The 13,618-nt window shown below is 65.5% G+C and carries 12 protein-coding genes; 3 read left to right on the forward strand and 9 right to left on the reverse strand.

Annotated features, from left to right (window positions below):
• Positions 1-37: 37 nt before the first annotated feature.
• Positions 38-637: an NAD(P)H:quinone oxidoreductase gene (gene wrbA / locus K7G82_RS27325; protein ID WP_222993308.1), complete on the reverse strand. Its 600-nt coding sequence runs from the start codon at positions 635-637 to the stop codon at positions 38-40.
• Positions 638-726: 89 nt separating this feature from the next.
• Positions 727-1,434 (reverse strand): pirin family protein, encoded by a 708-nt coding sequence (locus tag K7G82_RS27330; protein ID WP_222993310.1) that lies wholly within the window; start codon positions 1,432-1,434, stop codon positions 727-729.
• 92 nt (positions 1,435-1,526) lie between these two features.
• Here K7G82_RS27330 and K7G82_RS27335 point away from each other — a divergent pair, with 92 nt between their 5' ends.
• Together K7G82_RS27335 and ctrA are read left to right on the forward strand one after the other, a co-directional pair.
• Positions 1,527-2,435, forward strand: coding sequence for a LysR family transcriptional regulator (locus K7G82_RS27335; RefSeq protein WP_222993311.1), 909 nt, complete (start codon positions 1,527-1,529; stop codon positions 2,433-2,435).
• Between the two features lie 190 nt (positions 2,436-2,625).
• Positions 2,626-3,339 carry a response regulator transcription factor CtrA gene (gene ctrA, locus K7G82_RS27340; protein ID WP_222993312.1) on the forward strand — a complete coding sequence of 238 codons (714 nt, stop codon included), beginning with the start codon at positions 2,626-2,628 and terminating at the stop codon, positions 3,337-3,339.
• Between the two features lie 74 nt (positions 3,340-3,413).
• Here the strand turns inward: ctrA and K7G82_RS27345 are convergent, their stop codons facing one another.
• The 4 genes from K7G82_RS27345 to K7G82_RS27360 all read right to left on the reverse strand — a co-directional run bounded on the left by K7G82_RS27345 (position 3,414) and on the right by K7G82_RS27360 (position 6,034).
• Entirely contained in the window at positions 3,414-3,593 is a 180-nt protein-coding gene (locus K7G82_RS27345; RefSeq protein WP_222993313.1) for a hypothetical protein, read from the reverse strand.
• Positions 3,593-4,702: a tRNA 2-thiouridine(34) synthase MnmA gene (mnmA, locus tag K7G82_RS27350; protein WP_222993315.1), complete on the reverse strand. Its 1,110-nt coding sequence runs from the start codon at positions 4,700-4,702 to the stop codon at positions 3,593-3,595. Before mnmA ends, K7G82_RS27345 begins: the two co-directional genes overlap by 1 nt.
• 30 nt (positions 4,703-4,732) lie before the next feature.
• On the reverse strand, positions 4,733-5,206 hold the full coding sequence (locus K7G82_RS27355; protein ID WP_222993317.1) for a DUF2721 domain-containing protein: 474 nt from the start codon (positions 5,204-5,206) through the stop codon (positions 4,733-4,735).
• A 93-nt stretch (positions 5,207-5,299) separates the two neighbouring features.
• Positions 5,300-6,034: a Crp/Fnr family transcriptional regulator gene (locus K7G82_RS27360; protein ID WP_222993319.1), complete on the reverse strand. Its 735-nt coding sequence runs from the start codon at positions 6,032-6,034 to the stop codon at positions 5,300-5,302.
• A 276-nt stretch (positions 6,035-6,310) separates the two neighbouring features.
• Here K7G82_RS27360 and murA point away from each other — a divergent pair, with 276 nt between their 5' ends.
• Entirely contained in the window at positions 6,311-7,594 is a 1,284-nt protein-coding gene (gene murA, locus K7G82_RS27365) for a UDP-N-acetylglucosamine 1-carboxyvinyltransferase (RefSeq protein WP_222993321.1), read from the forward strand.
• Between the two features lie 21 nt (positions 7,595-7,615).
• Here murA and K7G82_RS27370 read toward each other — a convergent pair whose 3' ends face one another.
• From K7G82_RS27370 to K7G82_RS27380, 3 genes are read right to left on the reverse strand one after another with little or no spacing between them, the layout of a single operon-like run.
• Positions 7,616-8,887: a DUF445 domain-containing protein gene (locus tag K7G82_RS27370; RefSeq protein WP_222993323.1), complete on the reverse strand. Its 1,272-nt coding sequence runs from the start codon at positions 8,885-8,887 to the stop codon at positions 7,616-7,618.
• Between the two features lie 58 nt (positions 8,888-8,945).
• Positions 8,946-12,029, reverse strand: coding sequence for an efflux RND transporter permease subunit (locus K7G82_RS27375; RefSeq protein ID WP_222993325.1), 3,084 nt, complete (start codon positions 12,027-12,029; stop codon positions 8,946-8,948).
• Between the two features lie 46 nt (positions 12,030-12,075).
• A complete protein-coding gene (locus tag K7G82_RS27380) occupies positions 12,076-13,257 on the reverse strand; it encodes an efflux RND transporter periplasmic adaptor subunit (RefSeq protein WP_222993327.1) in 1,182 nt (393 codons plus the stop codon).
• Positions 13,258-13,618: the final 361 nt, after the last annotated feature.

Consider the following 13,618-nt stretch of genomic DNA (forward strand, 5'->3'; position numbering starts at 1 on the left):
AGGCCGAAACCGCTTCGTCGATGCATTGTCGCGCCGTTCAGCCGTGCAGCTTGGCCGCCGTCTCCGCGATCTTGCGGCCCTGATAGCGCGCGCCTTCCAGCTCGACCTCGCTGGGCTGGCGGCTGCCGTCGCCACCCGCGATCGTGGTCGCGCCATAGGGTGCACCACCGACGACATCGTCATGCCCCATCTGTCCGGCATGGCCATAGTCGAGACCGACGATCACCATGCCGAAGTGCAGCAGATTGGTGATGATCGAGAACAAGGTGGTTTCCTGCCCGCCATGCTGGGTCGCGCTGGAGGTGAAGGCACCGCCGACCTTTCCGTTGAGCGCGCCGCGCGCCCACAGACCGCCGGCCTGATCGAGGAACGCCGCCATCTGGCTCGACATGCGGCCGAAGCGCGTGCCGGTGCCGATGATCACCGCGTCATAATCCGCAAGCTCGGCGACGGTCGCGACAGGCGCCGCCTGATCGAGCTTGAAATGATTGTTGCGCGCGACCTCCTCGGGGACGGTTTCGGGAACGCGCTTCACGTCCACCGTCGCGCCGGCCGCCCGCGCGCCCTCGGCGACGGCGTTCGCCATCGTCTCGATATGACCATAGGACGAATAATAGAGGACCAGAACCTTTGCCATGTGCCTTACTCCTGTTCGAAATTCCTGATTGAGGGGAGCCGCCCGCGCCTTGGGAGGGGGAGGATTGGCGCGGGCGGCGGGACGACGCCCTATTCGGCGTCGACCAGAACGATCTCGCTGTCTTCCAGCGCGGTGATGGTGAAGGTGCGACCGCCGCTGAGCGCGGCACCGTCGCGGACATCCACGGTTTCGCCGTCGATCTCGATCCGGCCTGTCGCGGGGACGAGATAGGCGTGCCGTCCGGTGCCGACCTGATGCTCCAGGCTCTCGCCGGCCTTGAGCGTCGCGCCGAGCACCCGGGCATCGGCCCGGATCGGCAGGGCGCCCTCATTCGCCAGATCGCTTTCGAAACCGCTGGCGAGCGTCACGAACCGGCCGGAACGATCATCCTTCGGAAAGGGCTTGGCGCCCCAGCTCGGCTGGCCGCCCAGCCGCTTCGGCTGGATCCAGATCTGGAAGATCCGGGTCGTCTCGGGCTCGAGATTATATTCGGCATGGCGCACGCCTGTGCCCGCGCTCATCACCTGAACGTCGCCGGCGCCGGTGCGCCCCTGGTTTCCCATGCTGTCCTGGTGCGTGATCGCCCCCTGGCGGACATAGGTGACGATCTCCATGTCGCGATGCGGATGCGGGGGAAAGCCGCTATTTGGCGCGATCTCGTCGTCGTTCCAGACGCGGATCGCGCCCCAGCCCATCCGGGCGGGATCATGATAGTCCGCGAAGGAGAAATGATGACGCGCATTCAGCCAGCCGTGATCGGCATGGCCGAGCGTGTCGAAGGGGCGTTTGTCGATCATCTCGTCGAACCTCGCTTGAGGGGTTGCTCGAAGACGAGATAGCGCGCAGGATCAGATCATAAATAGAAACCTTTGAAACGGATCGTTTCCACATGAGACTACCGGATTTCGAAGCCTGGGCCATGTTCGCCGCCGTCGTCGAGCATCGGTCTTTCACCGCCGCCGCCGACGCGCTCGGCGTTTCCAAGGCCACGGTGTCCAAGGCGGTCACGCGGCTCGAAACCAGCCTGGGCACCGCCCTGTTCCACCGCACCTCGCGCCGCCTGTCGCTCACCGAAAGCGGCAAGCCACTCGCCGAACATGCCCGCCGCATCCTGCTGGAGGCCGAAGCGGCGGAGGAAGCCGCGCGCGACGGCGCCACCGCGCTGAGCGGCGCGATCCGCCTCGCCGCACCGATGACCTTCGGGCTGATGCACGTTGCCCCCGCGATCGCCGATTTCCTTGCCGAACATCCCGGCATCTCGATCGACCTGCATTTCAGCGACGAAAAGATCGACATCATCGAAATGGGGTTCGACATGGCGCTGCGGATCGCGGCCTTGCCCGACAGTTCGATGCGCGCGCGCCGGCTAGGCGATGTGCACGCCCATGTCGTGGCGGCACCCGCCTATCTCGAACGCCGCGGCACGCCGACACATCCCGCACAACTCGCCGAGCATGAATGCCTGATCTACACCAACCTCGCGCCCCCCGATGTCTGGCGGTTTCGCAACGCCGCGCGCGAGGAAGCGATCGTCCGACTGAAGGGCCCCATCCGGACCAATAGCGGCGAAGCCATGGTTCCCGCGCTCTGCGCCGGGCTGGGCATCGCCGTGTTGCCGGGCTTCATCGTCGACAGGCATATCGCCGAAGGCAGGCTTGTCACGATCCTGCAGGAATGGACACGCCAGGATCCCGTCGGCCTGCACCTGCTGAGCCCACCGGGCAGCCACCGCCCCGCGCGCGTCGAGCGGCTGATCGACTTCCTGTCGCAGCGTTTCCGCAAATTATGTTCGGCGTGAAGGTGGTGCGCGCGAATCACTAACAACTCCTGCGCGAATCTCACCGGAACTGGTTACCGCGCTCGCCGCGACTCGCGGATTTCCTTAGCTTAATCTGAAATTAACCTTTTGCGTTCAGAGGTCCTTTGGTTAATGGATATGTCTGGAAGCGCGGCCCGAGCGGTCCCGCCGCCACACAGGGGGTTGTCACATGCGGGTGCTGCTGATCGAGGACGAGCCGACGACGGCCAAGGCCATCGAGCTCATGCTCACGACCGAAGGGTTCAACGTCTACACGACCGACCTTGGCGAGGAGGGTTTGGACCTCGGCAAGCTGTACGACTATGATATCATCCTGCTCGATCTCAACTTGCCCGACATGCATGGCTATGACGTGCTCAAGAAGCTGCGCGTCGCCAAGGTGCAGACGCCGGTGCTGATCCTGTCGGGCATCAACGAAATGGATTCCAAGGTCCGCAGCTTCGGCTTCGGCGCCGATGACTATGTGACCAAGCCCTTCCATCGCGAGGAGCTGATCGCGCGCATCCACGCCGTCGTCCGCCGTTCCAAGGGCCATAGCCAGTCGGTGATCCGCACCGGCAAGCTCGCCGTCAACCTGGACGCCAAGACCGTCGAGGTGGATGGTTCGCGCGTCCATCTGACCGGCAAGGAATATGCGATGCTGGAGCTGCTCTCGCTCCGCAAGGGCACCACGCTCACCAAGGAAATGTTCCTGAACCACCTTTATGGCGGCATGGACGAGCCCGAGCTCAAGATCATCGACGTCTTCATCTGCAAGCTGCGCAAGAAGCTGAGCCTGGCGTGCAGCGGAGACAATTATATCGAGACCGTCTGGGGCCGCGGCTATGTGCTGCGCGATCCCGACGATGTCGAAGGCCGCCTCGCGGACGCACAGGTCGCCTGACCTTCATTCCCTGGGTCGAAAAAGGCCGGCGGAGCGATCCGCCGGCCTTTTTTTGCCCGCCCAATCGGTGAGGGTCAGTCGATCCACTCCACGCCGCCCGGCCAGATCATATCCTCCACCCAGTCGCCCAGTTCGACCAGTCCGCTCAGGATGAGTACAGCGACCGCGACGTCGAGCAACAGGATCAGCGCATAGAGCGCCCATTGCGGGCGCGGATTGCGAACCGCGGCGCGCCAGCGCGGATCGTCGCGCATCAGGCCGCCACCGCCAGCATCGCCGGCTCGGTCTCCGCGATCCAGCCGCCGCCGAGCACCCGATCGCCATCATAGAGCACCGCCGCCTGCCCCGGCGCCACGCCATATTCGGGGGCGTCGAAGATCAGCCTGCCATCATCCAGCCGCGCCGGAACCGGCTTCGCCAGCGAACGCACCTTGGCGGTGAGCGGACCGTCGCGGTCTCCGCCCAGCCAGTTGATGTCGGTCAGCCTCGCCGCCGCGACCGCCAACGCCTCGCGCGGGCCGACGACGACGCGGCGCGTCTCGGGCTCCAGCCGCACCACATAGAGGGGCTGCGCCTGCCCGCCGATCTCCAGCCCGCGCCGCTGGCCGACGGTGAAGTGGATGAACCCGCGATGGCGGCCGAGCACGCGGCCGGCGAGGTCGACGATTTCGCCCGAGGTATCGGCCTCCGGCCGCACCTTGCGCACGATCGCGGCATAGTCGCCATCGGGCACGAAGCAGATATCCTGGCTGTCGGGCTTGAGCGCGACCGCCAGGCCGAGCTCCGCCGCGATCTCGCGCACCTGCGGCTTGGGCAGGCCGCCCAAGGGAAAGCGCAGATAATCGAGCTGCGCGCGCGTCGTCGCGAACAGGAAATAGCTCTGGTCGCGCGCGGGATCGGCGGCGCGATGCAGTTCCGGGCCATCCGCGCCGACGACGCGGCGGACATAATGGCCCGTCGCCAGGCAATCGGCGCCCAGTTCCTTGGCCAGCCGGAACAGATCGGTGAACTTCACCCCCATGTTGCACTTCACGCAGGGGATCGGCGTGCGCCCGGCCATATATTCGTCGGCGAAATCGTCGATCACCGACTGACGGAAGGCGCTTTCGTGATCGAAGACATAATGGGCGATGCCCAGCCGATCGGCGACCGCGCGCGCATCGCGTATGTCCTGCCCCGCGCAGCAGCTTCCGGTTCGCCCGACCGCCGCGCCATGATCGTAGAGCTGCAGGGTGATGCCGATCGTCTCCGCGCCGCTGCGCGCCGCGAGCGCGGCCACCACCGAACTGTCGACGCCGCCCGACATGGCGACGACGATACGGCGCTTCGAAAGCGGCGCTTCAAGCTGGAAATCGGGGGTCATGATGCTGCGCGCCATAGCGCAGCCGCGCGGTCAAGGCAAAGATCGGCGTCCCTTGCGCTCCAGCAGTTCCTCGCGGATGCGGATGCTGCGCAGCGCCAGCCGCACCTCCAGCAGGAACAGGCCGAGCGCGAGGATCAACAGCGCCATCGCCAGCACGAACACGATCGCGACCGCATTGCCGATCTCCAGATGCGTCAGTTCCGCGATGAACAACAGCGCGACAAGCAGGCAGACCGCGATCGCGCTCATCACGATCACCGAAATGGAGGCGTTGATCACGGAGATGCGGCGATCGAGCAGCCGCAATTCCCAGACATGGCGATCATGTTCGGGGCCAACGCTCTTGGGATGAAGTTGCTCCAGCATGCGCGCGCGATCGACCACCCGGCCCAGCCGCCCGGCCATGACGTTGAGGATCGCACCGATGCCCGCGAGCAGGAAGACCGGCGCCACCGAAAGCTGGATGGTCTGCGCGATCGTGCTGACGGCGTTCGATGTGAGCATGGAACGATCATTCGCCCGGCCCGGTGCGGCCGGTCAAGCCCACGCGGCGATTGAGCGCGACATCCCCAGTACGCAGGCGCCGGTCAAGCTCATTCAACGTGGCTTGGGAAGCCACCGCAGATCGAGCTCGGCATAGCGGTTCACATAATTGGCGGTGTGCGCGAGCGCGGCCTCGTCGAGGATGCGGACATGGCCGTCGCGGCGCGCGATCAGCCGCTCCTCGCTGAGCGCGCGCATCATGCGGTTGACATGGACGGCGGTGAGGCCGGTGGCGTCGCCGATTTCCTCCTGCGTCAGTTTGAGCGGGATGGTGTCGATGATCTGCGTGTTGAGGAACCGCAGCCGCACCAGCACATCGACCAGCAGCGCCGCCACACGCGCCTTGGCGGACGTGCGGCCGAGCGATGCGAGCCGGTCGGTCAGCGAAACGCGTTCGGCCTGGGCGACGATGTGGAACAGCGCGGCCAGGCGGGGATGCTCCTCGAAGATGATGCGCAGCGCGCTCTTGTCGAACGGGCAGATCGTCGCTTCGCTCAGCGTGACCAGGGTTTCCGGCGCCTCGGCAAAGGCGGTGCTCGACATGCCGATCATGTCGCCCGGAAAATGGAGCCGCAGGATCTGCCGGCTGCCATCATCGAGGATGACATAGCTCATCACCCAGCCATGGCGGATCACATAGATGTCGTCGGTGGCGTCATTCTCGCGCACGATCGTCGTGCCGCGCGGCACTTCGCGCTGATGATCCTCCAGCGACGCGAGCGCGTGCGCCTCCCGATCCGTCAGCGGCAGATACCGCTCCAGCCTTTCCGCGAAGCAGCTTCGCGTCATCAGGACCCGACGACTTCCCGCACGAAACACCCCCTCCGACCTCGACAGTCCCGGGCCGAGCCCGGCCTGGGCACGCGGCACGACCCCGCGATGAGACGGGCCCGGTTCACGCTTTCGACGAACTTGGGCAGCGCGGCCCCGTCCATGGATCGGCTCTAGCGGATGGATTCGCCTGCGCGCCTTAACACCGATCAATGCCTGCCCAATTTTATTGATAAGGCGCAATGACTTGTGACCCGTTTGCGTGAGCCGGGGACGAGCGGCTAAGGAGACGGAATGGACAGCATCATCATCCGGGGCGGCAAGACGCTCCAAGGCCGCCTTCCCATCTCCGGCGCAAAGAACGCGGCGCTCACGCTGCTGCCCTGCGCGCTCCTGACGGACGAGCCGTTGACGCTCAGGAATTTGCCGCGTCTCGCCGATGTCGACAGCTTCGGGCACCTGCTCAACCAGCTTGGCGCCTCCACCATGGTGGAAGGCGCGCGGCCCGAGGATTTCGGCCGGGTGATGACGCTGCGCGCCGGCAAGGTCACCTCCACCGTCGCCCCCTATGACATCGTCCGCAAGATGCGCGCCTCTATCCTCGTGCTCGGCCCGCTGCTCGCCCGTGAAGGCGAGGCGACGGTGTCGCTCCCCGGCGGCTGCGCCATCGGCAACCGCCCGATCGACCTGCACCTGAAGGCACTGGAAGCGATGGGCGCGGAGATCGAGCTGGCGGCCGGCTATGTGAAGGCGAGCGCACCCGCCGGCCGGCTGCCCGGTGGCGACTTCACCTTCCCTGTCGTCTCCGTGGGCGCCACCGAGAATGCGGTAATGGCGGCGGTGCTCGCCAAGGGGGGAACGCGGCTCCACAATGTCGCGCGCGAGCCCGAGATCGTCGATCTCTGCCGCTGCCTCGTCGCGATGGGCGCGCGGATCGAGGGGATCGGCAGCGAGACGCTGACGATCGAAGGCGTGGACCGGCTGCACGGCGCCACCTATCAGGTGATGCCCGATCGCATCGAAGCGGGCAGCTATGCCTGCGCCGCCGCGATCACGGGCGGCAGCGTCGAACTGGCGGGCGCCCGTGCCGAGGATATGGGCGCGACGATCGCGGCGCTTCGCCAGGCCGGCGTGACCGTCGAAGAGGTTCGCGACGGGCTCCAGGTCTCGGCGAGCGGCAAGCTGCAACCCCTCACTCTCTCCACCGCGCCCTTTCCCGGCTTCGCGACCGATATGCAGGCCCAGTTCATGGCGATGGTGCTGCTGGCGAACGGCGCCAGCGTCTTCACCGAGACGATCTTCGAAAATCGCTATATGCACGTGCCCGAACTGGCGCGGATGGGCGCCGATATCGAAGTGCGCGGCCGCACCGCGGTGGTCCGCGGCGTCGAGGGACTCAAGGGTGCGCCCGTGATGGCGACCGACCTGCGCGCCTCGATGAGCCTGATCATCGCCGGTCTGGCGGCGGAGGGCGAAACCCAGGTCAACCGCATCTACCATCTCGACCGCGGCTATGAGCGGCTGGAGGAGAAGCTCCAGGCCGTGGGCGCGGATATCGAGAGGGTCAGCGCCGGCTGACCCGCCGGGCGCGCTTGCTCCCTATAACCAGACGTTGAGCGCGTGGATGGTCAGCCCGACCAGCCCGCCCACGATCGTGCCGTTGACGCGGATATATTGCAGATCGCGGCCAACGGCGTTTTCGAGGCGGCCGGTGACGGTGTGCGCATCCCAGCCACGCACCGTATCCGAAACCAGCCGCACGATACCGTCGCCATAGCTGGCGGTGGCGCCCACTGCGGCGCGGCGCGCGAAGCGGTTGATCGTGGTACGCAATTTCACATCGTGCTGCAGCGTCTGGCCGAGCTGGCGCAGCATCTCCCCGAACTTGCCGGCGAGTACGGCATCGGGATCGCGCGCCGCCTTGAGCAGGCCGCTGCGCGCCTGTTCCCACAGTCCGTCGAGCCAGCGCTGAAGTGCGGGGTTGTCCAGGATCACGCCCTTCCACTGTGCGACCTTGGCTTTCATCTCCTTGTCGTGCTGCATGTCGAAGGCAAGGTTCGCAAAGGCCTCGTTCACCTTGGCGCGCAGCGGATGATCCGGATCGTCCGCCATGTCGAACAGCAGCTTGTGCAGCCCCTTGATGATCGCGTTGGCGATATCCTCGTCCAGCCCGGTCCAGCGCAGCAGCGTATTGGCGCGTTCGTGCACCATCGCGCGGATCAGATCCTCGTTTGCGGCGAGCGTCTGCCCCGCCCAGTCGATGATGCTTTTCTGGAGCGGCAGGTGCCGCCCCTCCTTCATCGCGGCTTCAAGCGCCTGGCCCAGCATCGGCGAAACGTCGAGCGCGCGCAGGCGCTGCCCGATCGCGGACTTGACCATGCCGCCCAGCCGTTCCTGATCGAGCGCGTCGAGAATCGTCGCGAACAGGCGCGAGGCGCCCTGCCGCAGCCGCCCCTCCCCCGTCACGTCGGGATTGTCGAGGAAACGTCCGATCGCGGCGGCGACATCGACCTTGTACATGCGGCGCGCGACCACGGTGGGCGTCAGGAAATTATCCTTCAGGAACAGCGCCAGCGTGTCGCCGATCCGATCCTTGTTGCGCGGGATGATCGCGGTGTGCGGGATCGGCAGGCCCAGCGGATGACGGAACAGCGCGGTGACCGCGAACCAGTCCGCCAGCCCGCCGACCATCGCCGCTTCGGCAAAGGCACGGACGAACCCCAGCGCCGGATGTCGATCCTCGAATGCGCGCGCGGCCAGATAGACGCAAGCCATGACCACGAGCAGGCCGGTCGCGACGACGCGCATGCCGGCGGCACCGCTCTGGACGGGGCTGAGCCGCGAGATGCCCGTGCGTGCGAACACATTCATGATGTTAGAATGATCCGCCCGCGAAATGGTTCAAGCCCTTTTCGCGAGCGGATATGGATCACTCCGCCGGATATGGCGTCGCCGCCGCCTTGTCGTCACCCGGCTTGTAGGTGAGCAGGCCACGGCGCAGCTTCGGACCGATCTTCTTTTCGAAGCCGTCGGCGAGGCTGAAACCGGCAGGCACGATCAGCAGGGTCAGCAATGTCGACATGATCAGGCCGCCGATCACGACGGTACCCATCGGCGCGCGCCAGGCGCCGTCGCCGGTCAGCGACAGGGCGGTCGGCACCATGCCGGCCACCATCGCAACCGTCGTCATCACGATCGGCTGGGCGCGCTTGTGCCCGGCTTCCATGATCGCATGGAACTTGTCGGCCCCCGCCTGCATCTCCTCGATCGCGAAATCAATCAGCAGGATCGAGTTTTTCGCGACGATGCCGAACAGCATCAATATGCCGATGAAGACAGGCATCGAGATCGGCTGGCCGATCAGGGCGAGCGCCATCAGCCCGCCGAGCGGGGCCAATAGCAGCGATCCCATGTTCACCAGCGGCGACATGAAGCGCTTGTAGAGCAGCACCAGCACCGCGAAGACAAGCAGGATCCCGGAGACCAGCGCGATACCGAAGCTCTTCATCATCTCCGCCTGCCATTCGTCCTCGCCAAAGGGTGCGTTGGATACGCCGAGGGGCAGGTTCTTCATGACCGGCAGATTGTTGATCTTCGTCATCGCCGTGCCCTTGACGGTGCCCGGCGAAAGATCCGCGCCGATGAACACACGGCGGTTCTGGTTGTAGCGCTGGATGGAAACCGGGCCGGATCCGAAGCCGATCTCGGCGACGCGGCTCAACGGCACCGATCCGCCATCCGCCGTCTGCACCGGCAGATTCTCGATCGTCGAAAGGTCGCGCCGCGATCCTTCGGCCAGCATCACGCGGATCGGCACCTGGCGGTCCGACAGCGAGAATTTGGCGCTGTTCTGATCGATATCGCCCAGCGTCGCGATACGGATCGCCTGGCTGAGCGCCGCCGTCGTCACGCCGAGCTGTGCCGCCAGATCGAGCCGCGGCTTGATGATCAGTTCCGGCCGCCGCATATCCGCGGTCACGCGGGGCGAACGGATTTCCCTCAATCCCTTCATCTGCTCGACCAGCTTCACCGCCGTCTGATCGAGCAGCGCGGGATCGGAGCCAGAGAGCATGACCGAGATATCGCGGCCGGTGCCGCCACCGCTGTTCTGCGCCTGGAAATAGACGCGCGCATCGGCGATATTGGCCAGTTGCGGCGCCAGATCGCGTTCGAACTCGATGCTGGTACGTTCCCGCTTCTTCTTCAGGCTGACATAGATCTGGCTATTGCCCTCCCGCACGCTCTCCATGGTCACTTCGGTTTCAGGCTGCTGCTTGAGCAGCGTGTTGACACGCTCGGCAACCGCCTCGGTCTGCTGCAGCGTGGTGCCGGGCACCATTTCGATGCGGACCTGGCTGGTATCCTGGTTGACCGTGGGGAAGAACTGCATCGGAATGACGAAGAACATGCCGATCGTCGCGGCAAAGGCGAGCACGCCGATCCCCATCGTCCACCAGCGATGATGGAGCGACCAGTCGAGCACCTTCATATAGCGATCCATCAGCGCCCCGCCGCCATGCTCGGCCTCGCCATGCGCTTTCAGGAAATAGGCGGCGATCATCGGTGTGATCATGCGCGCGACCGCAAGGCTGATCAGCACCGACGCGACGACGGTCAGGCCGAAATTCTTGAAGAACTGCCCCGACACGCCGGGCATCAGGCCCACGGGCAGGAAGACGGCGACGATCGAGAACGTCGTCGCCACCACCGCCAGGCCGATTTCGTCGGCGGCGTCGATCGACGCCTGATAGGCGGTCTTGCCCATCCGCATATGTCTGACGATGTTCTCGATCTCGACGATGGCATCGTCGACGAGCACGCCGGCAACCAGGCCGAGCGCGAGCAGCGACAGCGAATTGAGCGTGAAGCCCATCAGGTCCATGACCCAGAAGGTCGGGATGGCGGACAGCGGAATGGCGAGCGCCGAGATGAATGTCGCCCGCCAGTCGCGCAGGAACAGGAAGACGACGACGACGGCAAGCAGCGCACCCTCGATCATCGCCGCCATCGAACTGTGATATTGCGCTTCGGTATAGACGACATTGTTGAACATCGGGATCACCTTGACCCCGGGATTCTCCTTCTCGATCTGCGCGATCGCCTTTTCCGTGGCATGGAAGACCGAGACGTCCGACGCGCCGCGCGCACGCGAGATCGAGAAGCTGACGACCTGCTTGCCCGAAACCTTGCCGATGCGAACCTGCTCGCTGTACCCGTCCGTGACGTTGGCGACCTCGCCGAGCTGGATGGTACGACCGTTGCCGAGCGAAATCTGGGTCTGCGAGAGCTGATATGCATCCGCGGCGTTGCCGAGTACGCGCACCGACTGACGTGATCCGGCGATTTCCGCCTTGCCGCCCGCCGCGTTGATGTTCACCTGGCGCAACACATTGTTGATCTGCGCGGCGGTGACGCCCTGCGCCTGCATCCGCGCGGGATCCAGGATGACGCGGATCTCGCGATCGACGCCGCCGTTGCGCTCCACCTTGCCCATGCCGCTGATCGCCATCAGCCTTTTGGCGATGGTGTCGTCGACGAACCAGCTCAGCTGCTCCATCGTCATGTCGGACGCCTGGACCGCGAAATAGGCGAGCGGTTCGCCGGCGGTGGTTTCCTTCTGGACGAACGGCTCCATGATGCCGTCGGGAAGCTCGCCGCGGATCTGGTCGATCGCGTTCTTCACTTCGTTGACGGCCTGATTGATATCCGTGCCGATCTGGAATTCGACCATCGTCGACGAAGAACCCTCGCTCGCCGTCGAACTGATGTTGCGGACACCGTCGATGCTGCGCACCGCCGATTCGACGCGCTGGGTGATCTGCGTCTCGATTTCGGTCGGCGCCGCGCCGGGCTGGGAGATCGACGCGATCACCAGCGGGAATTCGATATCCGGCTGGTTCTGGACCTCCATGCGCATGAAGCTGACGATGCCGGCAAGCGTCAGACCGACGAACAGCACGATGGGGACGACCGGATTGCGGATCGACCAGGCGGAGATGTTCCTGAAGTTCATCGTCTCATGTCCATGTTTCGATGCCCGTCATGGCGGGCGATCGATGTCAGTTCTTGCCCGCCAGGGCCGGCTTGACGGTCTCACCCGGGTTGAGGAAGCCGCCGGCGCGCATCACCACCTTCTCGGTGCCATTCAGGCCGGAGGTGATCGCGATACCGGTCGCCGTCACCGTACCGGTGGTCACCGGCCGGCGCTCGACCTTGTTCCCCTTGCCGACGAGATAGACGAAATTGCCCTTCTCATCGCTCAGCACCGCGGATTCGGGCAGCAGCGGCTGCTGCTGCGTTCCGCGCACGATCCGCGCCGTGGCGAAGCCGCCCGGGCGGATGGCGGGATCGTAAGGCAGGGCGAGCCGGGCGATGCCCTGGCGCGTCGCCGGATCGATGACCGGGGACACCTGCCACACGCGGCCGGTGAAACTGCGATCGGTGCCGACCGGCGTGACCGCGGCCTGAGCGCCGACCGGCAGACCCGACAGATCGGTTTCGCTCAACCGAGCAAGCAGTTCCATCTCGCCGCCCTTCGCCATGCGGAACAGCACACCGCTGCCCGAACTGACGACCTGACCGGGCTCGACATTGCGGGTGAGCACCATGCCGGCTTCGGGCGCACGGATATCGAGCCGATCGGTCCGCGCACGCGATTCGCCGAGCGACGCTTCGGCCACGCGGACACGCGCGACCGCGGAATCGCGCGTCGCGGTCCTGCGATCGACATCGGCCTTCGAAATGAAACCGCGCGAAACCAGCGACTGGGCGCGATCAAGCTCCGACTGCGCAAGCCGCGCATCGGCGCGGGCGACATTGATCTGCGCGGCGAGCTGGGCATTGGTCTGGACCTGCACCGAGCGATCGATGGTCGCGAGCACCTGACCGGCCGAGACCCATTGGCCGGGCTCGACCAGCACGCGCGAGACCATACCGCCCTCGCCCGCGACACCGACCGGCATTTCGCGGCGCGCCGCCAGCGTGCCGGTGACCGAGATCACGTGATCGACCGCCTGCTGGCCGGGCTGAATCACCGTTACCACGGGCATCGCCTGGCTGGGCGCCGCGTCCGTTCCCGCACCGCCGAAGAAGGCCCTGTAGGCAAGCAGACCCGCAAAGGCGACGGCGATCAGCGCGACGACGCCGATCATCAGGCGACGACGCCGAGCCTGGCGCGCGGCCTCCTCCTCGGAAAGCAGCTCGACGCCTTGGTTGGCCGTCAAACGCGTCTCGTAATTCATCATCTTCTGCCTTCAGCTTCGTGCCGGTTCCCAGGACGGCGGTGTATTACATCAATAAGTCAGTAGTCTCAAGCGGGACTTTTCGCGCGGTGCACGGAAAGTCGGGCCAGGATTTTCCGCCGAATGGGCGCGACCATTGCAGGACGGGCGCCTCTGCGCCTGATGACGTCGCCGATCAAGCGGAACCGTAGCGATTCCGGCAATAATTCCAAGCCGCAAGCGTCCAGCCCCGGCGCCGGCAAAGCCGCCGGCCCACGGCCGGACATGACTGCCCAGGCGTGTCGTCATCCCACCTTACAGCTTGCCAAAGCCGCGCATTGACGAAACAACATGCGCAGGAACGGCGCAGCAGGAACGGCCG

This window comes from Sphingomonas colocasiae (assembly GCF_019880585.1).
Lineage (GTDB): Bacteria > Pseudomonadota > Alphaproteobacteria > Sphingomonadales > Sphingomonadaceae > Sphingobium_A > Sphingobium_A colocasiae.

Coding starts and splice junctions, on each gene's coding strand:
- wrbA (WP_222993308.1), bottom strand. CDS start 637: ATGGCAAAGGTTCTGGTCCTCTATTATTCGTCCTATGGTCATATCGAG.
- K7G82_RS27330 (WP_222993310.1), bottom strand. CDS start 1,434: ATGATCGACAAACGCCCCTTCGACACGCTCGGCCATGCCGATCACGGC.
- K7G82_RS27335 (WP_222993311.1), top strand. CDS start 1,527: ATGAGACTACCGGATTTCGAAGCCTGGGCCATGTTCGCCGCCGTCGTC.
- ctrA (WP_222993312.1), top strand. CDS start 2,626: ATGCGGGTGCTGCTGATCGAGGACGAGCCGACGACGGCCAAGGCCATC.
- K7G82_RS27345 (WP_222993313.1), bottom strand. CDS start 3,593: ATGCGCGACGATCCGCGCTGGCGCGCCGCGGTTCGCAATCCGCGCCCG.
- mnmA (WP_222993315.1), bottom strand. CDS start 4,702: ATGACCCCCGATTTCCAGCTTGAAGCGCCGCTTTCGAAGCGCCGTATC.
- K7G82_RS27355 (WP_222993317.1), bottom strand. CDS start 5,206: ATGCTCACATCGAACGCCGTCAGCACGATCGCGCAGACCATCCAGCTT.
- K7G82_RS27360 (WP_222993319.1), bottom strand. CDS start 6,034: ATGACGCGAAGCTGCTTCGCGGAAAGGCTGGAGCGGTATCTGCCGCTG.
- murA (WP_222993321.1), top strand. CDS start 6,311: ATGGACAGCATCATCATCCGGGGCGGCAAGACGCTCCAAGGCCGCCTT.
- K7G82_RS27370 (WP_222993323.1), bottom strand. CDS start 8,887: ATGAATGTGTTCGCACGCACGGGCATCTCGCGGCTCAGCCCCGTCCAG.
- K7G82_RS27375 (WP_222993325.1), bottom strand. CDS start 12,029: ATGAACTTCAGGAACATCTCCGCCTGGTCGATCCGCAATCCGGTCGTC.
- K7G82_RS27380 (WP_222993327.1), bottom strand. CDS start 13,257: ATGAATTACGAGACGCGTTTGACGGCCAACCAAGGCGTCGAGCTGCTT.